We start from the raw sequence: 21444 nt of genomic DNA, 5'->3' as shown, positions 1-21444 counted from the left end.
GTTATCGTTCCTTTCTGGTGCTTAAAATAATGGTTGGATTCTGCGGTTTGAAATAGTGGCCTTTGCCCAGCGCGTGCCAGTGACTGACCCGGACCTCAATGGCTTCCACGTCGGTAAAGCCAACGCGGCGCAACTCGGCCGCAGCCGTTTGAGCGTTTTCTAACAAAATGAAGTTCAAAACCAGACTGCCACCCGGCGTTAACCAGTCCTGCGCAAACTGGCAGATTTCTGGCAACTGTTGGCCACTGCCACCCACGAAAATGGCATCGAACGGCCGCTGCGGCAAGTCCGCCGGGGCCCAACCCGCAATCAGCTCAATGGGCGGCGTCTGTAAGTGGGTCATGTTCTGCCGCATAATATCCAGGGCGTCGGGATCGTGTTCAATCGCCGTGACCTGTAGTTGCGGGTGTTCCAGTGCCGCTTGGAGGCTGACACTGCCAGTCCCCGCGCCAATGTCGAGCAACGTTCGCTTATTCGTCAGGGCTAATTTGTCGAGACTAATCGCCCGCACCTCGGCCTTGGTCATCGGCACCTTGTTGCGTAAGAAGTCTTGATCATTCATGGGTAATCACCACCACGTTCAGGCCAAATTCACGATCCGGCACAGTGGCCGCCGTGAACCGGCTAATTTTTTCATCTGGATAACTCAGGTTTTCGCCGACAAACACGTTACGGCGTTGTCCCCGCGCCAGAATCGCTTGGGCAATTTGATACGGGCCAATCTTGGTGTCGGTCACCATGCCGATCCGGTCGTGCGCGAGTAGAAAATCAAAATCCGGTTGCCGGCCATGGCTACTGGTGAGGTAGGTGTCGGCCATCGACAGGCCCAACTGATGGAAGCAGTATTGAATCGAGCTAATCCCCGGCACAATACGGACGGGTTCCGCTGGTAACTCACGCAAGACCCACGTGCCAATCCCGTAGAGCAGCGGGTCGCCCGATGCCAAGAGCACGATATTTTCGCGCTGATGGTCGGCCAGAAACGCCTTAAGAACCGCAAGCTTTGGCAACTGCATCGTCTTGGCAGCCGGCAGGTCGAACTCAGCTAGCTGCCGTGGTGCGCCAATCACTAAATCGGCCGCCGCTAGTAGCGGTTGCGTCCCCACTAAGCGCAAGTCGGCCGCACCGGGCCCAATCCCTAGGACTGTAATCATCGCCACTCATCCTCGATTTCGGTTAACGGTCGCGTCGCCGCCAGTAAGCCGGTCCCCCGTGAAAAAATCACGGCTTCGATGGCCACCTGAGGCTCGCGGTGCGCTAACAATTTTTCTGATCGTAACTTGATCCGGTCAACGATTTGTTGGTAAACGGCCTGGTAGCCAGCCTGATCAATCAAGTCAATCATTGCGATGGTTGTCAGGCAGTTGTAGACCTGCTTCAACAAGTCGACGGGCGCTCCCAGCAAGGCCAGGTTGGCCACCATGACTTCGGCACGGGCGTCCGCATCCTTGCTGTGGGTGGAAAAGATACCGGCCGACACCTTAATCATCTTGCCGAGGTCCCCGACGAGCAGGACCTGCTTAAACCCCAGACGTTGGGCTTCCTTTAACACATAACCAACAAAATTACTCATCTGGACTTGCTGGGTCACGGGAATTTTCATCTCTTGGGTCAAGAAGTCCTCGCCATAATTGCCGGGCGTTAGGATCAGACGGTCATCGCCCCGCTCCCGGTGAATGTTCATCTCGATGGAAATCGAATGCTTCCAGCTTTCCTCCGACATCGGCGTCACAATGCCGCTGGTGCCTAGGATTGAGATGCCGCCAACGATCCCCAGCTTGGGGTTGTAGGTCAGCTTAGCCACCTTCTCGCCCTCTGGCGCTGAAATCACGATATTGGCACCCCGTTTGGCCCCCAGCACATCGCGTACACCTTGCGTAATGACTTTGCGTGGTGTGGGGTTGATAGCAGCCATGCCGGGCGGATTGGCCAGGCCCTTTTGGGTCACCCGGCCAATCCCCTTACCGCCATCCAAGGTAATCTGGTCGTCATCCCGCAGCGTCACGGTCGCGTAGATCAACATGCCATCCGTGGCGTCCTGGTCATCGCCGCCATCCTTGGTGATGGCAACGCTAGCATGTTGGTGATCAAATTCATAATCCTGAACTTCAAACTCGGCATTCTGGCCATTAGCGGCCGTGACCGCAATCACGGTCTGTGGTTCCTGCTGCAGCAGCGTCTTGGTTGCCGCCACCGCCGCGGCAGTGGCCGTCGTCCCCGTGGTAAATCCTTTCCGCAACTTACGTCCGTTATAAAAGACGTAATCATCGGCAGTCGTTGCCATGTCTCTCACCTACTTCTTTTCAGCTAAATCTAAGTTATACAAAATGGCGTTCGTCAGTGCGGCGGCTAAGTTACTGCCACCCTTTCGACCCAAGGCCACGATGGCCGGCAAGTCGCTGTCGTAGAGGGCCTGTTTGCTCTCGGCGGCTTCGACAAACCCCACCGGCACGCCAATTACGGCTTCCGGATTAAGCCGGCCCTGCTGGACCATCTCTAAGATTTTGTACAGCGCCGTGGGGGCGTTGCCAATCACGAAGAGCTTCTCCGTGGGGATGGTAGCGGCCAATTCAATGGCGGCCATCGAACGCGTAATTCCCTGGGTCTTGGCAATGTCAAAGACGCGCGGGTCGCGAATGAAACAGTGGTAGTGCACGCCCAGCTCGTCCAGCTTGCGTTTGTTCATCCCCGCTAACGCCATCGTCGTGTCCGTAAAAATCGTACCGCCGTGCAACAGGACGTGCTGGATCTTAGCGACCGCGTCGTGGGAAAATTTCAAATTCTGTAAGTAGTCGAAATCGGCCGTCGTGTGAATGGCCCGCTTGATGATGGCCTCTTCAACGGGATTGTTGAAGGTATAGCTCGGATCAATCTGGTCAATTTCGTCTTGAATCATCTGAAAACTTTTATCCGTAATTTGATTGGGAATCGTGATGTAATCGCTCATATTAAAAATCCTTCCACTAAAAGTCGTAGGCCGACCAATAAAATTACCCCGCCGAACGCCGCCACATAAAGTAAGCGTAACGTCCGGGCAATGTCGACCGTCGTTGCCGGTTTGGCTGAGGCTTGGCCGATGTAGGGCTTCACGACCAATTCACCAAAGTAGGTGTGGGGGCCGCCCAGCCGTAAATCCAGCGCCCCAGCGACAACGGATTCAGAGAACCCACTGTTGGGGCTGCGGTGCTGTTGTCGATCCCGGCGACCAACGATGAACGCCGTTCGGTAGTCGTCACGCAGGAGCATGCTACTACCCATGAGTAACAGCCAGGTCAGTCGGGCCGGAATGTAGTTGATCACGTCGTCAGCGCGGGCCGAGAAGCAGCCGAACGCCCGGTACTTTTGATTGCGGTACCCCACCATGGAATCTAGGGTGTTCACCGCCTTGTACATCAAGCCCAGAATTGGACCGCCCAGTGCTAAATACAGCAGCGGGGCAATCACGCCATCGCTGGTATTTTCAGCAACGGTTTCAATTGTGGCCCGGCACACCTCTTCGGCGCTGAGATGCTCGGTATCCCGACCGACAATCATCCCCACCTGCTTGCGGGCTAGGGCTAAATCCCCCCGTTGGAGGCTGCGCATGATCTTGTGACTCTCAAACGCCAGGCCCCGCACCGACAGGCAGGTATAGCAGAAGTAGGTCCCGACAATCAGCGTTGCCCAGTGGTTGACGCGAATCAGCCAGAAGATGCCGGCGGCCACAACGCCCGTCCCACCAACGATGATGAGCCAGAGCAACACGCCCAACCAGGTGCGTTGCCGGTCAGAAAATTTGACCTGATTCCACGCTTGCGTTAGCTTGGCAATCGCCCGGCCAATTAGTTTCACCGGGTGCGGCCAAGTTGGCGGGTCCCCTAACAGGAGATCGAGGACAAAGCCACCAATAATCATCTCAACGAGTAACATGGACATCAGCTCCTAAGTGAGTGACAAACCGATCGATGACTGCCTGGCTCTGATAGAAGTGGGCGTGGAGGTAACCGGCGTAAGTGTTGCGCACCTGATAACCGCCCGCCCATTCATCGACCACCTGGCCGTCACGGACCTTTTGCATGCTGAACACTGGCGCTAAATCTGCCGTTGGTGCAAAGGTTGAGTGGTGAAACTCATGACCCACCAATGTTTGGCCTTTCGCCGCCAACAGCGTTTCCTGAACGGCAGTGGCTTGGCAGTAACCGAACTGCTTCAACCGGGGCGTCATTTCGCTCACGCCCGGGAAAATACCGACCATGGGATAGGTCGCAGCCGCCGTTTTCAACGCAGAACCCAGGTACATCAGGCCACCACACTCGGCATAAATCGGCCGGTTGGCTAGCGAGAAGGCTTGAATGGCCTGACGCATGGCCACGTTTTCCGATAACTGCTGAGCAAACTCCTCGGGATAGCCGCCGCCAAGGTACAGCGCGTCCACCTCTGGCAACGCCTGATCGGTCAATGGACTGAACGGCACCAGGGTCATGCCGCACTGTTCCAGCAACGCCAAGTTATCATGGTAGTAAAAGTTAAACGCCTCATCCTGAGCAATGCCGACGCGACAAGGGACTTGCGGTAAGGTGTAGGGTTGTGGCGTGGGACCTTTGACCTCAGTCGCCAACGCCTCCAGCGCGTCAAGATCCACGTGCTGGTCAATCAACTCCCCCAGCCGCGCAATTTTTTCGTCGACTTGGGGCAGTTCATCGTCGGGCACCAGGCCCAACTGACGTGAGGGCAAGCTGACGGACGCATCGTGCGGCAGGTACCCGAGTACCTTCACGTCAGGCACGTACCGTTCGATGGCCCCCCTCACCAGCTGATAATGATTTTCGCTCATCACGTTATTAATAATGACGCCCTTGAGCGCCACGGCCGGGTCAAAGCTCTGAAACCCCTGAACCATGGCGGCCGCTGAAGTCGAAGTGGCGCGTGCGTTGAGCACGAGCACGACGGGGACGTCGAGTTGTTTGGCCACGCTGGCCGTCGAATAGGCATCCTTATCCGTGCCCAGGCCGTCGTACAGGCCCATGACACCTTCAATCAGGCCCAGGTCAACGTCGTCAGTTTGCGCCGTAAAAAGATAGTTTAACGCGGCCGGATTGGGCACCAGGAAATTGTCCAAGTTGCGTGACGCCCGGCCCGTGATGCGGGTGTGGAATTTCGTATCGACGTAATCCGGACCGACCTTATAGGGCTGCACCGTCAACCGGCGATGCAAAGCGGCCAGCAACCCCAACGTGACGCTGGTCTTGCCGGAACCGCTGGTGACCCCAGCGATTAAGAGTTTTTTCAATGATCTTCACCCCGTTAATTTGAAAGTCTGTGAGCTGCCATAAGGCGCGCATTAATTTTTGATTGGCGGCGTGATCCTTGACCGCCACTCGGTAATAGCCGGGCGTTAATCCCACGTAGTTGGCGCAATCACGAATCAGGATGCCCGCCTGCCAGAGGCGCTCGCGCAGGTGTGGCACCTGGCTCTTGAGCAAGATATAACTCGTGGTCGACGGCACCACTTGGAGATACGGTATCTGACGCAAGTGTTGTTGCAACCAGGGCTGTTCTGTTTGAAGCCACGTCGCGGTTGCTGCTAAGTAGGTCTGTTGTTCAAACATATGTTGACCGAACCTGGCGGCTAAAATGTTCACCGTCCACGGCTCGCTGTAGTCGCGCAAGGCCTGTTGTAGCTGGACGCTGGCGGTTAACGCGTACCCCAACCGTAGGCCCGGCACCGCGAACAATTTGGTCACGGAGCGCACCACGACCACGTTGTCTCGCGCCGTTAACCGGTTGGCCCAGCCGTGATTGGCGGTGACCGTCAGATCCATGAAGGCCTCATCTAAAATTAAAGTCAGGTCGTGGCGATTGCAGTAGGCCACCAGCGGCACTAACGCGTCGTCTGAAATGCATTGACCGCTGGGGTTATTGGGATTGCAGAGGCACACCACCCGGGTCTGGGGATGGGCCGCTAAGTCAGCAATCACAGTCGCCACGTCGACGACAAAGTTCTGGGCGGCTGCCAAGGTCAGGTATCGCACCGTGGTCCCCGCATGGTGAAAGGCCCGTGCGTACTCGCCGAAGGTCGGTGCCAACAATAGCGCTTCCGGGGCCTTGAGAGCGTTGGCCAGTTCAAAGATCAATTGGACCGCGCCGTTACCCACCGTGACGTTTGCCGTCGGTGCGTGATGCCATTTGGCAATGGCGGCGACCAATTCTGGATAGTCCGGATTCGGGTAATCACATAACTCCGTTAACGCCTGTTGTAAAACGGGCTGTAAATTTTGCGGCACTCCTAGTGGATTAATGTTGGCGCTGAAATCCAACAAATCGTGGGCCGACTGCTGCGTTAACGCGGCAATGGCTTCACGGTTCCCACCGTGAGTGACGACGTCAGACATGACCTTCAATGAAGTCTGCCTGCTTGACCCGTTGCGGCAAAACTACGTACAAAGCTTCACAAATCACGATGTTAAAAATCGTGGCCACCGTTAAGGGCACGAACAAGGCGATGATGGCGCCCTTTAGCAACGGATACAGCAACGGTATTTCTAAGGGCACGTTAATGATATAACCCACAATGTCAGCTAAAATAATCGCACTCAGCCGGTTGACCCCCATTTTTTTGCGAATCCACCCGAAGGCAAACATGCACAGCGCCATCAGGGCACCAATAATCAAGTGAATGGGTAGCGTGAGCGGGAAGCCTGACAACATGGCCGAAGTCATGTGGCCAAAGAATCCTAGGAATGCGCCAATCCAGGGTCCGAGTAGGATGGCCCCCAAGAATGCGGGTGCCGAATCCAAGGCAATTGATCCTAAAATCTTGATATTTGCCCCAATGATGCACATGGCCAGGAGCAAGGCCGTTAACGTCAATTTCTTTAGTGCCAGATTGTTCCCCATTGTTGAAGACTCCTTTAATATGTAATGACGACTGTAACCGGGTAAACTGGCCGTTTCTCGGAAACCGCTTACAAATTAGGTTACGCTGCCCCCAAAAGCGAATCAAGACTCTAACGCCTTTTCCACACCAGACAAAAGGTCGCCCGTTTAATTCAGCATTAAATTAACATCTCAATTGAAAAATCATTTCATTTTTGTTTGTTTTACGGTTTACCGCACCGTTTTGTCTTCCTGGTTCACCAATTTGGGCTAAATTATGTGTTGATGCTAAAATTGTTTTATTCCGGCTTATCTTTTCATGTCACTCATAACCGCAAATTAGCCCCAATTTTATCTTTTCAGGTCGCGACGGTCGGTTGCTTGCAGTAAGCGCTTGCAAAATTAGTGCCGGGCACGCATGATAACCAAGAGACTTACTTTTAGGAGGCATTCAGTGATGAAAATTTATACGCGTACGGGTGATAAGGGTCAGACACGGATCATTGGTAAGAAAGTTGTGAACAAGAGTGATACCCGGGTCGAAGCTTATGGCACGGTTGATGAGCTCAATTCCTTGGTGGGCTTTGCCATCTCCGTTTTAGATGAGAAGACCCAGGTGTTGCAGCCTGAGCTAGAAGAGATTCAACAGTTGCTCTTTGACGCCGGTACCGACCTGGCCACGTTAAATGACGACTCACGCCACGCTTTTATCTTTGGCAAGAATGCCGGAGCAACGGACTGGCTTGAAGGTAAGATTGATACCTACACGACAGCCGTTCCCGAGGTCCACAAGTTCATTCTCCCAGGTGGCGCCACCCCGGCAGCGACCCTCCACCTGGCACGCACAGTGACGCGGCGGGCAGAACGCCTGATTGTTGCCTTACAACAGGAAGAAGCCATCAACCAAGACGTGCTGGTCTTCATGAACCGGCTGTCCGATTACTTCTTCGCGGTCGCCCGGTACGCCAACTTTTTGGCGGGTCACGACGATATCTTGTACCGCAACAGCAAGCCCGTCTTCCGGTAAATACTGGCGCTTTACATTGGCGCTGAAGCCCGGCTTACCGTGAGAAAAATTTAGGCTGGAACGCTGTGGGTAGGACGGCCCAAGCCGAAAGGCGGTCTTGGGCCTCGCTTTGAACCGCCTAGCCCGCGTTTCAAAGTCGCCATTTTCCAAGGAGGTCACTTGGAAAATCCCACGGCTGAGCCTAAATTTTTCTCACTCACGCCTACATTTGTTAGACCAATGACAGCTTGTTATTGCCATATCAGCGTTTCATGCCACAATGATGGCCAAGTTAACTAGCCGCAATCTATGGGTGAACGTTCAGATTCTCTTGAACTCAAATTAGGATTTAACCTACGTGAACGACAAAAATGCCTCGGATAATCGATATCCGGGACATTTTTTATTACTCTCAAATTATCGCTCGCTAAAAATTCAATCCAGCTTAAGCACTCGCCTTAGCAACCAATTGCTGAGCGAATTGATTCAGTTGTTCCACGTCTTCTTCATAGGGTTCCAGGTCAATTTTTACGTTGTCCGCTCCCTTGGTGGCGCCGGTCTGCTTGAACGTATCATCAAAGTGGTCAACCGTGGTGTTGTAGTACTCGCCGTAAAATTTATCGCCGGAACCGGCCACACCGTAGATTTTACCCGTGAGATCAATCTCTTGTAAATCTTCGTAAAAGTCCAAGCCCTCTTCTGGCAGCTTGCCCTCGTCGTAAGTGTAGGCGCACACCACCAAAATATCCGCGTCCAATAGGCTTTGGACGTCGGTCTGCGACATTTCACTTTCCGTGACTTTGACCTTGGACCGGTCTAGGCTGGCCGTCACAATATCGGCCAGCTCTTCATTATTTCCCGTAATTGTTGCGTAGACAACCCTTGCTGTTAACATTCCTGTCACCTCAACCCAGTTTTTGAAATCGTTTTCATCGTAACATACCTGCGGGGTTTCGGTCGCCTATTTCAGCCAAGTAGTCGCCAAATGATAAGCCGGTTTTATCGGATACCAGTCAATGTCGTGGTGAATTGCCGGAATCCCATTTCTAAAGACTAACAAAAAGGAGCGGACCAAACTGTCCGCTCCCTCGTTTCACTATTTTCTAAAATTTATGCGCCAGAATCAAGCCACCGGTTTCGTCATCGTTCGGGTGGTCACGCTTGACCACTAACTCCTGGTTGACGAAGCTGGAGATACCGTTCAGGCCTAATTCACGACCGAAGCCGGAGCCCTTCACACCGCCGAATTCCAGTTCTGGTAAGGAACTGAAGAAGGTGTTGACGAAGACCATCCCAGTTTCAATCCGTGAAGCCAGCTTAGCACCGGCCTCTTGGCTGCCAGCAAACACAATGCCGCCTAAGCCGTAATCCGCATCGTTGGCCAGCGCAACCGCTGCGTCGTCGTCAGCAACTTTATAAACTTGGGCTACGGGGCCAAACATTTCCTTGCCGTATGCCGGATTGCTCTTATCAATGTCGGTCAAAATCGTTGGCATGAAGAATTGGCCTTCGTCATCGATTGGCTCGTGAACGTAGTAGGCCGTTGCGCCCCCGGCGATTGCTTCATTGACTTGGACCTGCAACTTTTCCTTGGCCTTCTTGGAGTTCATTGGTGCCAGCGTCGTCTCTGGGTCCATCGGATCACCCATTTTAACGGACGAGAACGCGGCTTTCAGGGATTCCAGGAATTCGTCGTAGTGGTTGGCCGTCACGATAAACCGCTTGGATGAGGTGCAGACCTGCCCGGCGTTGTACAAACGGGCCCGCGGTGCAATAGCCTTCACGTCAGCCATGTTGGCGTCATGGGCGACGATAAAGGCATCGACCCCGCCTAACTCCATGGTGTTCTTCTTCAAATACTTGCCGGCCACTTCAGCGACCGCAGTACCGCCACGTTCGGAACCGGTCAAGGCAACACCCTGAACCCGCTTGTCAGCGACTACCGTTGACACTTGGTCGTAGGACAGGAAGAGGTTCGTCAGTGCGCCTTCAGGGGCCCCAGCACGGCGGACAGCATCTTCAAACGCCAATGCTGACGCTGGCGTGATTGCGGCATGCTTGTAAACGATGGGGTCACCCACGGCGAAGTTAGGCGCGAAGATCCGCATCATTTGGTAATATGGGAAGTTCCAAGGTTCCACGGCCATCAAGACACCCAGGGGATGATTCTCCAACTGGGCCTCGCCGGCAATGGACGCAATCTTACGGGGTTCGAGCATCTCGGCCGCGTGGTCGGCATAGTAGTCGGCAATCATCGCACAGAGAATGACTTCGCCCTGAGCTTCACCGTACAGTTTGCCCATTTCAGTCGTCAAAACTTTTGCTAGACTATCCGTTTCGTCCCGGAAGATTTGCGCCAACTTGTGCAAAACCGGGGTCCGCGTGAAGACTGGGTCGTTCCGCCATTCCTTGTATAATTTTTGAGCCTTTGCTAGACTTTCTTCAACGTATTCGGGTGTTGCGTTTTCATAAGTTTTAACCACTTCATTGGTATAGGGATTTGTCGTTTGGTAAGCCATGATATTTTCCTCCTTGACGGGGTTCTTCCACATTCACAATGTAACCCCTTACGATTGTCACTATACCCGCGATTATCTGTTAATACCAGCACTTTGATTGTGATGAAATCCGCAAAATGTTTGTGAAACCACCTAGGGAATCCGCTTTCAACCGGTTGCATTTTACACGATTGGTCTACCAAGTTTTAATCGGCTTCGGGGCGCAACCAATTGTTTGCTTTGACAAGTGGTTGACTGGCGGTTTTTGCTTTAATGGGATTGTCCTGATGATGTTTAAGGCTGAAAACACAAAGCCACCAAAATTGCCCCAGTTAGACCTGTGATTTAGCTGTTACGTCAAACGCAAACCATTGCTGTGATTGCATTTAGTGCTGAGTCACTGGCCAGATTAGTGTAGGCGTGAGCGAACCAAATTTAGGTTCAGCCGTGGGATTTTGCAAATGGGCTACTGGGAAAATGGCGACGTTGAAACGCGATTTGTGCGGTTCAAAGCGAGACCCAAGACCGCTCTTTGGCTTGGGTCGTCCTCCCACAGCGTTCCAACCTAAATTTCAATCTTCGAATTTACATTGCTGAAATGTGTGCCAGCAGGCAGCTGATTCCGCTTAACACCGCTAACCCAATAATCCAAGCCCGGGATTATTCGTTTAGCAGCGTTAATGCTCGTCAGCTAAACGCCTGCTGGCACACTCTTTAGATAAAAAAAGAGCCACTGATCGACAGTGACTCGCATGATTCTTTATTAACGTTAACTCAACTTCCAACGGTCAAGAATCCCGTTGAACAGCCGGTTAGCCGTCGTAATTTGGTCCAGAACCGTTCGCGGACTAGCCGTGAAATTATCCTTGGCCCATTTGTTAATGATGCCCAACGCCCCAGCAGCAATGAACTCTGCGGACGTGTCAATGACATCTTCTTTTAAGTAACGGTACTCAGGCATTGCGTGGAGCAAAATTGACAATCGTGATGCCACAAATTCATTCGTAGATTGACGCCAAACACCGTCATCGTACGGGTACGCGTTTAAGAAAATCTTCGAATGGTCTGCGATCCGTTCCAGTAATTGAATTACGGCCGGTCGCCAGTTCTCTAAGGTCAACGTCATCGGTTGTTCACGGCGTGGCGCTTCAACAATGAAGTGCTCGTAAACAAACGCTAAAAGTTCGTATTTATCCGCGAAATAATAATAGAACGTCTTCCGGTGGACTTCCGCCTCGTCCGCAATTTCACGAACCGTGATCTTATCAAACGTGTTGTGGTTCAACAACGAAGCCAAGGCCTCCGCAATTCGCTCCTTAGTTTCTGATGCAGCCATCGTGATACCTCCAATCGTTTACACACCATTTAAGTTTAAGTATTAATTGTCGCTGAAAATCCCCCCCGGAAATCAGTAACTTTCACTAACGTCCTAAGCTGACTAAAATTATACGCGTTCTGGCGAAAGAAGAAACCCTTTTCGGCAAAAAAGGCGAGCAATTTGTCAACCGATTATGTCTATTAATAATCGTACTCTTCAGTATTTGAACACGATTGATTATAGCATAACTGAGGGCCTATTGTGCGATAGATTTGTGTGCAACAAGTAATAATCCCGGATATTTAGTGAAATTCGGCTATTTTCCTTTGAAATCCACCCGTAATGCGTCCGTTTTTAGCGAACCCTCTAATCTGAGCAAGTTTTGCTTCCGCTCCAGGCCACCGGCATATCCAGTCAAATCGCCATCCCCAGCGACAACTCGGTGGCACGGAATCACCAGGCTAATGGGATTGTGGCCAACCGCCCCGCCAATGGCCTGTGCGCCAACGAAATGGCCCAAGCGGTCGCCCACACTGGCAGCCAATTCCCCGTACGTTCGGACTTCGCCGTACGGAATCTGTTGCAACTCCTGCCAGACGGCCTGGCGAAACGGCGTGCCCTCGGGTTTGATAGGAAAATTAATGGCTGGCTGTTTCCCAGCAAAATAATCCGTTAGCCACGTCTGCACTTGGGCAAAGACGGGCCGATCACCCATTACCGTTAGCCGTGGAAGGGTACTCCCGTAATACTTTTGATTGGTGAACCATAAGCCGTTCAAGGACAGTCCATCCGACATGACGGTAACTGGTCCCAAAGGTGTCTCTAAGCGTTTTTGTAGCATGGTCATTCCCCTTTTTGCTCATTTTACCATTAAAAAAGCGAGCAGGCTAACTAACCCACTCGCATACTTGCTTCTGTCACGCATTTGTCATATTTTAATGATACAAATCAAACCGGCCCTTGGACAACGTCGTGCTTAAGTGGGCACTTTCCATCAGGGAACGGTCCGTGATAATTTTCTTCATCGCGGAGGCAATGTAGCCGTGAATCTTCTTGTTGCTGCTGAAGATTTCACCTATGCCGTCGCGGTCACTCAGAGAGGCCACGGTACCGCTAGACTTGTAGACGAATGGCCGGGTTTCGTGGCCACGTAACGCTAATCCAATGTTCTTGGCCGCGTGCGAGCCACAGGCCAAGGCAATCTGAGCCGTGGTAGGGTATGGCCGGTTGCTGGCTGGATCCATGACCGCGGACACGTCACCGATAATGTAGACTTCAGGGTGGCCTTCCAGGGTTAAATCATTCTTCACCACTACCCGGTTCCGCCGTTGTTCAAAACCGGAATCTGCGATAACTTGCGAGCCACTGACCCCCACGGTCCACACAATGGTGTTCGCAGCGACTTCGTGATCTTGCTCATCGTTCGTGTTCTTATCCTGGTAAACGACCGCGCCCGGCTTGATTTCGGTAATGGCCGCGCCCAATTTCATTTCAATGTTGTGCTTGGACATGAAGGCCAACGCATAGTCAGCCAAAGACTTGTCAAACATCGGCAGGATGCTCTTGCCCATTTCCAAACAAGTCACCTTGAAGGCTGGCGTGTTGTAGCGCGTTTGCAGTTTTGGCAGAGACTGGCTGAGTTCTCCCAGCAGTTCGATTCCGGTGAACCCGGCACCACAGACCGCAATGGACAGATCGTTCGGGTCCTGCGTTTCGGCATAGTGCTTCGCCTTGGCCTCAATATGTTGGTAAACGGCCTCGGAAGTCTCCAAATCGTCCATTGGCAGGGCATTTTCGCTCGCACCCTTTAACCCGAACGTTTCGGATTGGAAACCCAATGCCAAGACTAAATAGTCGTAGCTCAGTGGCTTGTGATCGGCTAAAGTCACTTGTTTCTGATCGATGTCGACGTTGGTCACGGTGTCGCGGATAAAGTTCACCCGACTGCCGATCACATCGTTGATTTCGTAAGTAATCCGGTCCGGCGCAATGGTGCCCGCTGCGACCTCATGAAGATTGGTTTTTTCCGTATGCGTCCCCGTCTTGTCGACCAGAACAATCTGATGCTCACTTGGAACTTCCTTTTGCAAGAACTTGACGGCCCGCATGCCGGCGTATCCGCCACCTAGAACTAAAATCGTTGCCATAATGAAACGACCCCTTTACTTTATAGTTCCCCGATCACAGTTAGTTAATGACGTTCAGGCTGGCTAAAACGGTTACATTTTTAACCAAATACCACCACTCCCCCCATTGGAACCAGTGGGTGATCTAACTGTCAGGGATGATTTGTCTCTATTATACGGCTTATCAGGTGAAAAACCAGCTTGAAACTATCGTAATCTATTTCACAAATTAAACGCACACAATCAATTGGCTGTCACCACTGTGTTTGTGGGGGAGAGGACATTTTCACCCGTGCCCGCTTTGTTTCCGCTGGCCCCGAATTCGTGAGTCGTTTTAGCTGAAATTGACCCGCAAAACCGTTACAGTGGAGGTTAGTTAATTAACTTGCGTATAGGAGGATTTTGCATGACTACTTTAATTGTTGGTGCTCATGGTCAAGTTGGCCAGCACATTGTGCAACAGCTTGCCGCAACTGGTGAAACCGTCTACGGGGCGATTCGTAACGCGGAACAAGCGGAAACCATCAAGGGTCTCGGTGGCCAAGCCCGGATGTTTGATCTGATGGGAACGGCCGACGCCATGGTGCCAGCCATGAACGGCGTTGACACGGTTATTTTCTCCGCTGGCTCTGGCGGCAGTACCGGCGACGACATGACCCTGAACATTGACCTCGATGGTGCCATCAAGTCGATGATTGCGACTGAAAAGGCCGGCATCAAACGGTTCATCATCGTGAGTGCGCTGGGGACCGACGACCGTGCCTTCTGGGAAAAATCAGGCATTCGGCCTTACTACGTTGCCAAATACTACGCCGATCAATGGCTCAAGCACCAGACTAACCTGGACTACACCATTGTGCGGCCAGGCATTCTGACCAACGACGACCCAACCGGCAAGATCTCAACCACGCCAGCGACCGCCGCAACTTCCAAGATTGCCCGGGCGGATGTCGCCGCAGCGGTAGTAGCCGTGGTTAAACATCCCCTGCCAAAGCAAATTATTGAGATTGTTAACGGCGACACACCCGTCGTTGAGGCGATTAAGTAAAAATTGAAAATGGTTAAAGCGGCGTCTGGGAAACTTCCTGGATGCCGCTTTTTGGGGTACCGACAAAGGCCGCTGCACTGTCAATTGGACTTAGTATACGGCAGTCTGCGATTGAAATTTATATATATAATTCGGGATGCGCATGGATTCAGTGCTAAACTAATCTTGTAGTAAAAAATGTCTAGGGAGTGAGTTCGATGCTTAAAATGGTTCATCAATTAACCCTTGCCGGCCTGGCGCTGGTTCTCTTTGGCGGCCTACTGAGTCCGGTGTTGGCGCAGGCTGCTAGTACGGATGCGGGCGGTACTGAAACGACTGGTGCTAGCGGTGACACGGCAACTACCTATAAAATCAGCTCAGTTGAGATGCCCTATATCAGCTACATAACGGCCTCGGGATCCCAAAAGCACTACTGGTTCCCGAAGCTTCATCTGTCTTACACATCAGATGAAATTAACAACACTGACACCCTTACACAGACCTTTGACGCTGCGTACCCCAATAACCGGGGTGCAGGGAACGCTAAAACCATGATGGGCGAGCTTGCCGATGGTGTTACCCTAAGCTCTCCACAAGAAAAATTTGGCGAATATTATTTTGATTTTCAAAAACAACCTTCAATATCAACACCCGGCTTCCTCTCAAGGTATAATTCACTGGTTTATGCATGTAGCTGGTTCATTAAATTGGATGCGCAGTTAAGGCTTCCCACCTTTGATTTAAACCAAGCTAAGACAGACTATTATCAAAACGCCCTGCAACAAGTCAAAGAGGCCACTGACAACAGCGATAATGAAGACTACGATCCCTTAAAGGATGCATTCATGAGTGTTAAGGCTCTTTCAAATCAGCTATCTTTTGAAGTAGACCCGCTCTGTCAGCAATTCGGGATAGATGAAAATAATCCTGATTTCGCTCAAAAGTTTTCCCAGGTCAATCCCGCTGAGACCGTATCTGCTACCGACAGTTTGCTGAATAAACCTGTACGGAGCTTATTAACCCCATCAACCGACTCGGATTCGTATGTAACCGATGGTACCTTAGCAACGGTGACCGAAGAGCCAATCATGGCCCTATACTTCGGGAGCGCGCCATCAACCTCCACAGCCACCAGTCAGCCCGTCACCATCCACTACGTCGATGACCAGGGCAACACACTCAAGCCAGACAAGGCGCTCTCGGGCGCTCTCGGGCGCTCTCGGGGCCACCTACCAAGCCGACCCACTGACCATTGACGGTTACACGCTGAGCAAGACGACTGGCCCTGAATCTGGGACGTTTAGTGGGACCGCGCAATCCGTTACCTACACGTATACCGCTGTGACCAAGGGCGCTATCATTTCGCCAACCCAGAAAGTTGGCCTCTACGCCACTCCTGACTTCAGTTCAAATACGCGCAAACAATGGTACGCCAAGAAATCCCGAATGAACCGGCCGATGTTTCGGGTAACCGGCACCGCTAAATCTAAGAACGGGACGCCGCGCTATCAGGTTATCGATGTGAATTCTCAGGGCAAGACGGCCGGCCAAACGGGCTACATGACCACGAACACGGCGGATGTCACGCCAACCTATTACGCGACGACCCACAATCAGCTCACGGTCATCAATCCCAGTGGCATCAACGCTTATGGGCAACAGAATCTGACCCAGCAAAAAGCACATTACCGGCAGGGACAGGTCCTCACTATCAAAAATATTGTGACCCAGGGCCTGACCACCCGGTTCGTCCTCAACAACGGCCAGTTCATCACCGCCAATAAAAAACTGGTGCAGGCCGGGACCGTGAAGCTACCGAAACGCGTTCAGGCAAAGACGGCCGTGAACCGCTACGATACGGCTAACTTGACCCAGCGTAATCACCACTACGCCAAACGGGCCCACGCCACCTTCACCGTTCAAGGCTGGGCTTACTCCAACGCCAACAACTTCAGCAAGCGCGACACCCTCCGGTATAAGGTTACGGGCGGCTACATGACGGCCAATACCCATTTTGTCCGCATTGTAGATTAATTGGTAAACGAATTAAGTATGTTAAAAGTCACCCTATGCCTGATGAAGGCGTGGGATGACTTTTAATTTAAAATCAGGAATAGAGCCTGAGTATTAGCACCATTGCGGTCATTATTGGCTTGCCAGTCGTAAAAATTTAGATTGGAACGTCTACATAGACCGTGACCGATATTGGTGAACAAACGTTGCCAGTCCAGCGATGGCCACATCATTTTAATGTTGCGGAACAAGTTTAACCGGAGGAGGACAGAGATGCAGGCAGCTGTGTCGACGGTGTTAGCTGAGATTTCTCAGCTTACAGCGTGGGACGCGTTTGGAGACTGACGGTTTATGTCAGGCTTCAAGCCGAGCCGGAATCTCTGGCAGCCGCAGGTGGCACTTTCCAACCAACTTTGTGGACTGAATCCCTGTTAGCTGGAACTTTGCCCACCAACTAAAAAATCAGCAACGGTCCCGCCGCTGCTGGTCAGTTAGCTTCTATTCTGTTTGGCTCCGTTTAAGCTTGGTCCGGTATTCTTATTTGAGTTGCCGGTCACTGTGTTGCTGGTTGAGGTTCAACGCGCTCGCATCCACGGCAGTCTGCACCTGATTAGAAATCTGCTTGGTCGTCGTTGGCTTGTGCAACTTGATCTTGATCACTTGCACTTCGGTATTAGGTTGGGCGCTAAATTGAATCGTCGTCCGCTCAATTCGCGGAGCGGTTGCCGTAGCGGTCGCCGTGGTTGCGGCGGAAGCACCGGCAGACGTTGCCATCAAAGTTGTTACCGTCATGGCACCCAACATTACTTTCGTCATCATTGATTTTGCTTTTGTCATCTTAACCACTCCTTGAATTTTTTGTCCTGCGCTTTCGATGTCTTAGTTATACCACGCCGGCGCGGCCGCAATCTTTAAGCACGGCTAAGGTTAATCTTTGAATTTCTTATATTTCACTTATCTGAGAAGACCGAACCCATCCCATCCCTTTGAGACCAATGATTTAGAACCACTTATGCTAAAACGGCCAACCCCATTCATCACGATTACACGACCAAATTTTAACCATTCAGCGGACCACTGGATTCACTACCGTCCCAGCCGTGAGGGCGGCAAAAATAAATTCAGCCGGGGGAATTTTCTAATCGGTGGGCTTACCGGTTAGAAAATTGGCGTCTTTGAGACACGGTCTTAGTGGCTCAAAGCGAGCGCGAAGACCGCCCTTTGGCTTCGGGCGTCCTGCCCCCAGCGTTCCAATTTATTTTTGCCGCCCGGTAAGGCGCTGTATGAATCCACGTTAAACGTGATACACTGTCTGTAACCCATTGCTATTTAAGGAGTCTACCTAATGAAGAATACAATTTTACTCGTTGAAGACGAAGAGGGCCTCGCCAGCTACGTTGCGAAGGAACTCACTTTTGAAGATTTTGACGTCCTGACCGCGGCCGACGGTGAAGCTGCTTGGGAAACTTACCAGCGCGAAAAGGACAACCTCTTGTTGGTGCTGCTGGACTGGATGCTCCCGAAAATGGATGGCATGGAAGTCCTGCGCCGGATTCGCAAACACGACAAGTTGCCCGTAATCATGATGACCGCCAGGGATTACCTCGGCGACAAGGTGACCGGCCTGGACAACGGCGCCGACGACTACATTACCAAACCATTTGAAATTGAAGAACTCCTCGCCCGCATCCGGGTGATTCAACGCCGCACGGCCCATCAAAGCGGCCTGGACCAGACTTACACGCTGGCCGACCTGACCCTGGTCACCAAGACGCGCCAGGTCGACCGCGCGGGGGAGACCATCCAGCTGACCCAGCGGGAGTACGATTTGCTGCTATTTTTAATGCAACACCCTGGCCAAGTCTTCACCCGTGATGAATTGCTCGACAACGTTTGGGGCGTGGATTTCCTTGGCCAACAGAACGTGGTCGACGTCTACATTGGTTACCTCCGCAATAAAATCGACGCGGCGGACGCTCCCCACTTGTTCCACACCATTCGGGGCGTCGGCTACAGTCTAAAGGAAGATGATCCCGATGAGCACTAACCGTTCCCCGCGGACTTACGCGGACATCATTCGCCACTCCGTCACCAGCCTGCTGATCACGATTGGCATCATCATCGTGGTCACCGTCAGCGTCACCTTAACCGTCGACCAGCTGTTACGCGCGCAGGATCAGGCGGAAAAATTAAGCGCCAGCCTGCAAACAACACAGGTCAGCAATTTCAAAGACTGGCTCGCGGTCAATCGCAGTAGTGGCTTGAACTCGCACAACACGTTTGTCCTGATTAAAAATACCAACGGCTCGACCACCTCGCTGTTGCCCCACGCCACGCAACTGGCCAAGGCGAATACCACGTCGGTGCCGTTCACCCATTTGGTCTACATCAAAGGCTGGGGCCTGTACTTCTCGGAAACGCTGAAAACGGGGACCCGCACCTACTACCTCTACATTGGGATGCACGTGCTGGTCGGCAACCTCCACGTGTTGATTTCCGTGCTGATCATCGCCATTGGCCTGAGCCTCTTGATTGGCCTGCTGTACGTTCGCCGGCTGGCCAAGAGTCTGAGTGCGCCGACGATTGCCCTGGCGACCGCCGCCCAACAAGCCGCGGCCAACCCGGAAATTAGCCAAAACGGCCTGCCGCAACCAACGGAACCGGTCGAAGTCGCCCAACTGGCGCGCGACTTTAACCAACTCCTCGCCGCGCAGAACGGCCGACTGGAACGCGAGCGCCAATTCATTTCTGACGCCTCCCACGAGTTGCGCACGCCGATTGCCACGATTCGCGGAAATTTAAAATTAATCGAACGTCGCGGGGAACAGCATCCCGAAATCATCCCCGAATCCCTGGGCTTCATCGACCAGGAATCCCTGCGGATGCAACATTTGATTGAAAACTTGCTCCACCTATCCCGCGCGGATCGGGCCGACGTTGAACTGACGCCGATTGACCTCAATCAACTGGCAGCGGCGGTCGTTGAACACTACCAGCCACTGGTCAGTCAACGGGTGACGTTTGCCGGAACCGACCAGCCCGCCATGGCCTGCGCCGACACCGACATGCTCCACCAAATCTTAATTGCCCTGCTGGACAACGCGCATAAATATTCACCTTCTGACCAGCAAATTCACGTCGTTGTGACCCAGGAGGACGGTGAAATTAAGTTGAGCGTCGCCGACCACGGGCAAGGAATTCCGGCGGCCGACCGCGAACACATTTTTGAACGCTTCTACCGGGTCGATGCGTCGCGTTCCACGAAAATTGAGGGTAGTGGCCTGGGTCTGTCTATCGTTTCCCGCCTGGTTCAGCTGAACCAAGGCACGATTGCCATCACGGACAATGACCCGCACGGCGCGAAATTCACGGTATCTTTCCCCGTCGCACCAGCCGCTAAACAAAACTAAGAATTTCTCAGGAAATCCTTAATCAAACTTGGTGGTTATCGTTACCTTTGCTTGGTATACTGAATTCATCAAGTGAAAGGAAGCGTTCTACTATGCTGATTGATGACAACCCGCAAATTAAAACCATTACTCCCGCCCAAATTACCAAGGTGTTCTATCCTTACGTGATTGCAAAAACGGAAGCCGGGAGTTATGTCAACATTAACCTGAGCGACAAGGAGCGGAAAGATCCGCTGTTCTGGGAATCCATTGCCAACATCGCCAAAGCAAAACTTTGGGTCCCGATTGGCGAACGGTTTCACCAGCTGCTCTCGTATGACTGGACCTATGCGGCTGAGTAACCCTTAAAACTAAATACGCTAAATTCAAAGCCGAGTTGTCTTGATTGACGGTCCGGCTTTTTCGTTCCCCGACGACAGTCCACCTTACCGGGCGAAACTTAGACGGTCGTGGATTCCGTTCCCGGCGGCGAGTTCAAGGTGCCCTGCTGTGGGGCCCGGCTCCAGCCTGAGGGGCGGTCTTCTGCCTCGACTTGAAGCCTCACTGAGAGCCGTGAGTCTCCAAGATCGTCCCATGGCCTAACCTGAGCAAATCACTCAGCTAATGCCATCGACACAGCTGGGCACCTTGACTCGCCTCTGGTCACTCATACGGCTGATCTCAGTTTAACTGGTGGGACTTGTCGTTGGCGCATTTTCACCAGCCCTGCGGCTGACACTGGTTCGGCCCGCAACGCCTAGGCTAACAATTTCGGCAAAAAAATAGCGGCATGGTCGCCGCCATTTCATTTATATTTAAAGCAATCAGTCCAAATAGGCTCAAAACTTTCAATCTATGAAGACTGTTTCAAGTATGATGCAGGCGCAATCGCCTGGAATAAAGCCGTTTCAGGTGGTTGTTGCCCATAATCTGAAGACTGAATCGCGTAATCCTTATTGCAATAACGATTAGCCATTAAAATACTGACAACAACGACATTCCAGCCCAATCGGCTCACCGTAATAGTTAAAACCAATCGTAACCGGAGGAGGCCAGAGATGCAGGCAGCTGTGTCGACGGTGTTTGCTGAGCGAAATTCTCAGCTTACACCGTGGGACGTGTTTGGAGCCTGACGCATTTTGTCAGGCTTCAAACCGAGCCGGAGGACCGTTTCTCAGGCCGCAGGCGATCCCCACAGCAGCCGGAATCTCT

The 21444-nt window shown here is 52.4% G+C and carries 22 protein-coding genes; 7 read left to right on the top strand and 15 right to left on the bottom strand.

The genetic code is table 11. From position 1 onward, the window contains the following. Nucleotide 1 precedes the first annotated feature (1 nt). From EKM99_RS01835 to EKM99_RS01800, 8 genes are read right to left on the bottom strand one after another with little or no spacing between them, the layout of a single operon-like run. Complete coding sequence (locus EKM99_RS01835; protein WP_125580356.1) at nt 2-562, bottom strand: decarboxylating cobalt-precorrin-6B (C(15))-methyltransferase; 561 nt, start codon at nt 560-562, stop codon at nt 2-4. Continuing rightward, nucleotides 555-1154, bottom strand: coding sequence for a cobalt-precorrin-7 (C(5))-methyltransferase (locus EKM99_RS01830; protein WP_125580354.1), 600 nt, complete (start codon nt 1152-1154; stop codon nt 555-557). The genes EKM99_RS01835 and EKM99_RS01830 overlap by 8 nt, the downstream gene beginning before the upstream one ends. Then, nucleotides 1151-2284 carry a cobalt-precorrin-5B (C(1))-methyltransferase CbiD gene (gene cbiD / locus EKM99_RS01825; RefSeq protein ID WP_125580352.1) on the bottom strand — a complete coding sequence of 378 codons (1134 nt, stop codon included), beginning with the start codon at nt 2282-2284 and terminating at the stop codon, nt 1151-1153. Before cbiD ends, EKM99_RS01830 begins: the two co-directional genes overlap by 4 nt. Nucleotides 2285-2293: 9 nt before the next feature. Beyond that, nucleotides 2294-2947 (bottom strand): cobalt-precorrin-8 methylmutase, encoded by a 654-nt coding sequence (locus tag EKM99_RS01820; RefSeq protein WP_125580350.1) that lies wholly within the window; start codon nt 2945-2947, stop codon nt 2294-2296. Then, a complete protein-coding gene (gene cbiB, locus EKM99_RS01815; RefSeq protein WP_125580348.1) occupies nt 2944-3909 on the bottom strand; it encodes an adenosylcobinamide-phosphate synthase CbiB in 966 nt (321 codons plus the stop codon). Before cbiB ends, EKM99_RS01820 begins: the two co-directional genes overlap by 4 nt. Then, nucleotides 3896-5269: a cobyrinate a,c-diamide synthase gene (locus tag EKM99_RS01810; RefSeq protein WP_125580346.1), complete on the bottom strand. Its 1374-nt coding sequence runs from the start codon at nt 5267-5269 to the stop codon at nt 3896-3898. The genes cbiB and EKM99_RS01810 overlap by 14 nt, the downstream gene beginning before the upstream one ends. Next, on the bottom strand, nt 5163-6371 hold the full coding sequence (cobD, locus tag EKM99_RS01805; protein WP_125580344.1) for a threonine-phosphate decarboxylase CobD: 1209 nt from the start codon (nt 6369-6371) through the stop codon (nt 5163-5165). Before cobD ends, EKM99_RS01810 begins: the two co-directional genes overlap by 107 nt. Next, nucleotides 6364-6876: an ECF transporter S component gene (locus tag EKM99_RS01800; RefSeq protein WP_125580342.1), complete on the bottom strand. Its 513-nt coding sequence runs from the start codon at nt 6874-6876 to the stop codon at nt 6364-6366. Before EKM99_RS01800 ends, cobD begins: the two co-directional genes overlap by 8 nt. 436 nt (nt 6877-7312) lie before the next feature. Between EKM99_RS01800 and EKM99_RS01795 the strand changes: the two genes are divergently transcribed. Then, the gene (locus EKM99_RS01795; protein WP_164511482.1) at nt 7313-7882 is read left to right on the top strand and encodes a cob(I)yrinic acid a,c-diamide adenosyltransferase; all 570 of its coding nucleotides are present in this window, start codon (nt 7313-7315) and stop codon (nt 7880-7882) included. Nucleotides 7883-8306: 424 nt separating this feature from the next. Here EKM99_RS01795 and EKM99_RS01790 read toward each other — a convergent pair whose 3' ends face one another. The 5 genes from EKM99_RS01790 to EKM99_RS01770 all read right to left on the bottom strand — a co-directional run bounded on the left by EKM99_RS01790 (nt 8307) and on the right by EKM99_RS01770 (nt 13824). Next, complete coding sequence (locus tag EKM99_RS01790) at nt 8307-8756, bottom strand: flavodoxin (RefSeq protein WP_125580337.1); 450 nt, start codon at nt 8754-8756, stop codon at nt 8307-8309. A gap of 208 nt (nt 8757-8964) precedes the next feature. Continuing rightward, nucleotides 8965-10380 (bottom strand): NAD-dependent succinate-semialdehyde dehydrogenase, encoded by a 1416-nt coding sequence (locus EKM99_RS01785; protein ID WP_125580335.1) that lies wholly within the window; start codon nt 10378-10380, stop codon nt 8965-8967. A gap of 748 nt (nt 10381-11128) precedes the next feature. Continuing rightward, nucleotides 11129-11695 carry a TetR/AcrR family transcriptional regulator gene (locus EKM99_RS01780; protein ID WP_125580333.1) on the bottom strand — a complete coding sequence of 189 codons (567 nt, stop codon included), beginning with the start codon at nt 11693-11695 and terminating at the stop codon, nt 11129-11131. Nucleotides 11696-11993: 298 nt separating this feature from the next. Further along, complete coding sequence (locus tag EKM99_RS01775) at nt 11994-12518, bottom strand: methylated-DNA--[protein]-cysteine S-methyltransferase (protein WP_125580331.1); 525 nt, start codon at nt 12516-12518, stop codon at nt 11994-11996. Between the two features lie 94 nt (nt 12519-12612). Next, nucleotides 12613-13824 (bottom strand): NAD(P)/FAD-dependent oxidoreductase, encoded by a 1212-nt coding sequence (locus EKM99_RS01770; RefSeq protein WP_125580329.1) that lies wholly within the window; start codon nt 13822-13824, stop codon nt 12613-12615. 385 nt (nt 13825-14209) lie between these two features. Here EKM99_RS01770 and EKM99_RS01765 point away from each other — a divergent pair, with 385 nt between their 5' ends. The 3 genes from EKM99_RS01765 to EKM99_RS01755 all read left to right on the top strand — a co-directional run bounded on the left by EKM99_RS01765 (nt 14210) and on the right by EKM99_RS01755 (nt 16864). Then, nucleotides 14210-14851 (top strand): SDR family oxidoreductase, encoded by a 642-nt coding sequence (locus tag EKM99_RS01765; RefSeq protein WP_125580327.1) that lies wholly within the window; start codon nt 14210-14212, stop codon nt 14849-14851. 197 nt (nt 14852-15048) lie between these two features. Beyond that, nucleotides 15049-16086 (top strand): MucBP domain-containing protein, encoded by a 1038-nt coding sequence (locus EKM99_RS01760; protein WP_125580325.1) that lies wholly within the window; start codon nt 15049-15051, stop codon nt 16084-16086. After that, nucleotides 15992-16864, top strand: coding sequence for a DUF5776 domain-containing protein (locus EKM99_RS01755; RefSeq protein WP_125580323.1), 873 nt, complete (start codon nt 15992-15994; stop codon nt 16862-16864). Before EKM99_RS01760 ends, EKM99_RS01755 begins: the two co-directional genes overlap by 95 nt. A 516-nt stretch (nt 16865-17380) precedes the next feature. Here EKM99_RS01755 and EKM99_RS01750 read toward each other — a convergent pair. Next, nucleotides 17381-17680 carry a hypothetical protein gene (locus EKM99_RS01750; RefSeq protein ID WP_125580321.1) on the bottom strand — a complete coding sequence of 100 codons (300 nt, stop codon included), beginning with the start codon at nt 17678-17680 and terminating at the stop codon, nt 17381-17383. A 508-nt stretch (nt 17681-18188) separates the two neighbouring features. Between EKM99_RS01750 and EKM99_RS01745 the strand changes: the two genes are divergently transcribed. The 3 genes from EKM99_RS01745 (at nt 18189) to EKM99_RS01735 (ending at nt 20594) form a co-directional block, all read left to right on the top strand. Next, a complete protein-coding gene (locus tag EKM99_RS01745; protein WP_125580319.1) occupies nt 18189-18890 on the top strand; it encodes a response regulator transcription factor in 702 nt (233 codons plus the stop codon). Then, complete coding sequence (locus EKM99_RS01740; RefSeq protein WP_225419750.1) at nt 18880-20253, top strand: sensor histidine kinase; 1374 nt, start codon at nt 18880-18882, stop codon at nt 20251-20253. The genes EKM99_RS01745 and EKM99_RS01740 overlap by 11 nt, the downstream gene beginning before the upstream one ends. A 92-nt stretch (nt 20254-20345) precedes the next feature. After that, a complete protein-coding gene (locus tag EKM99_RS01735; protein ID WP_125580315.1) occupies nt 20346-20594 on the top strand; it encodes a hypothetical protein in 249 nt (82 codons plus the stop codon). Nucleotides 20595-21085: 491 nt separating this feature from the next. Here the strand turns inward: EKM99_RS01735 and EKM99_RS16050 are convergent, their stop codons facing one another. Then, the gene (locus tag EKM99_RS16050) at nt 21086-21208 is read right to left on the bottom strand and encodes a hypothetical protein (protein ID WP_263853857.1); all 123 of its coding nucleotides are present in this window, start codon (nt 21206-21208) and stop codon (nt 21086-21088) included. Nucleotides 21209-21444 lie beyond the last annotated feature (236 nt).

The organism is Levilactobacillus cerevisiae (assembly GCF_003946245.1).
GTDB lineage: Bacteria > Bacillota > Bacilli > Lactobacillales > Lactobacillaceae > Levilactobacillus > Levilactobacillus cerevisiae.
The sequence above is the reverse complement of the archived record's forward strand: the minus strand, read 5'-3'. Positions and strand labels throughout refer to the sequence as shown.

Excerpts from the sequence above, each read along its gene's own strand:
- EKM99_RS01835 (WP_125580356.1), bottom strand. The coding sequence starts at position 562 with ATGAATGATCAAGACTTCTTACGCAACAAGGTGCCGATGACCAAGGCC.
- EKM99_RS01830 (WP_125580354.1), bottom strand. The coding sequence starts at position 1,154 with ATGATTACAGTCCTAGGGATTGGGCCCGGTGCGGCCGACTTGCGCTTA.
- cbiD (WP_125580352.1), bottom strand. The coding sequence starts at position 2,284 with ATGGCAACGACTGCCGATGATTACGTCTTTTATAACGGACGTAAGTTG.
- EKM99_RS01820 (WP_125580350.1), bottom strand. The coding sequence starts at position 2,947 with ATGAGCGATTACATCACGATTCCCAATCAAATTACGGATAAAAGTTTT.
- cbiB (WP_125580348.1), bottom strand. The coding sequence starts at position 3,909 with ATGTTACTCGTTGAGATGATTATTGGTGGCTTTGTCCTCGATCTCCTG.
- cobD (WP_125580344.1), bottom strand. The coding sequence starts at position 6,371 with ATGTCTGACGTCGTCACTCACGGTGGGAACCGTGAAGCCATTGCCGCG.
- EKM99_RS01800 (WP_125580342.1), bottom strand. The coding sequence starts at position 6,876 with ATGGGGAACAATCTGGCACTAAAGAAATTGACGTTAACGGCCTTGCTC.
- EKM99_RS01795 (WP_164511482.1), top strand. The coding sequence starts at position 7,313 with ATGAAAATTTATACGCGTACGGGTGATAAGGGTCAGACACGGATCATT.
- EKM99_RS01790 (WP_125580337.1), bottom strand. The coding sequence starts at position 8,756 with ATGTTAACAGCAAGGGTTGTCTACGCAACAATTACGGGAAATAATGAA.
- EKM99_RS01785 (WP_125580335.1), bottom strand. The coding sequence starts at position 10,380 with ATGGCTTACCAAACGACAAATCCCTATACCAATGAAGTGGTTAAAACT.
- EKM99_RS01780 (WP_125580333.1), bottom strand. The coding sequence starts at position 11,695 with ATGGCTGCATCAGAAACTAAGGAGCGAATTGCGGAGGCCTTGGCTTCG.
- EKM99_RS01775 (WP_125580331.1), bottom strand. The coding sequence starts at position 12,518 with ATGCTACAAAAACGCTTAGAGACACCTTTGGGACCAGTTACCGTCATG.
- EKM99_RS01770 (WP_125580329.1), bottom strand. The coding sequence starts at position 13,824 with ATGGCAACGATTTTAGTTCTAGGTGGCGGATACGCCGGCATGCGGGCC.
- EKM99_RS01765 (WP_125580327.1), top strand. The coding sequence starts at position 14,210 with ATGACTACTTTAATTGTTGGTGCTCATGGTCAAGTTGGCCAGCACATT.
- EKM99_RS01760 (WP_125580325.1), top strand. The coding sequence starts at position 15,049 with ATGCTTAAAATGGTTCATCAATTAACCCTTGCCGGCCTGGCGCTGGTT.
- EKM99_RS01755 (WP_125580323.1), top strand. The coding sequence starts at position 15,992 with ATGACCAGGGCAACACACTCAAGCCAGACAAGGCGCTCTCGGGCGCTC.
- EKM99_RS01750 (WP_125580321.1), bottom strand. The coding sequence starts at position 17,680 with ATGACAAAAGCAAAATCAATGATGACGAAAGTAATGTTGGGTGCCATG.
- EKM99_RS01745 (WP_125580319.1), top strand. The coding sequence starts at position 18,189 with ATGAAGAATACAATTTTACTCGTTGAAGACGAAGAGGGCCTCGCCAGC.
- EKM99_RS01740 (WP_225419750.1), top strand. The coding sequence starts at position 18,880 with ATGAGCACTAACCGTTCCCCGCGGACTTACGCGGACATCATTCGCCAC.
- EKM99_RS01735 (WP_125580315.1), top strand. The coding sequence starts at position 20,346 with ATGCTGATTGATGACAACCCGCAAATTAAAACCATTACTCCCGCCCAA.
- EKM99_RS16050 (WP_263853857.1), bottom strand. The coding sequence starts at position 21,208 with ATGGCTAATCGTTATTGCAATAAGGATTACGCGATTCAGTCTTCAGAT.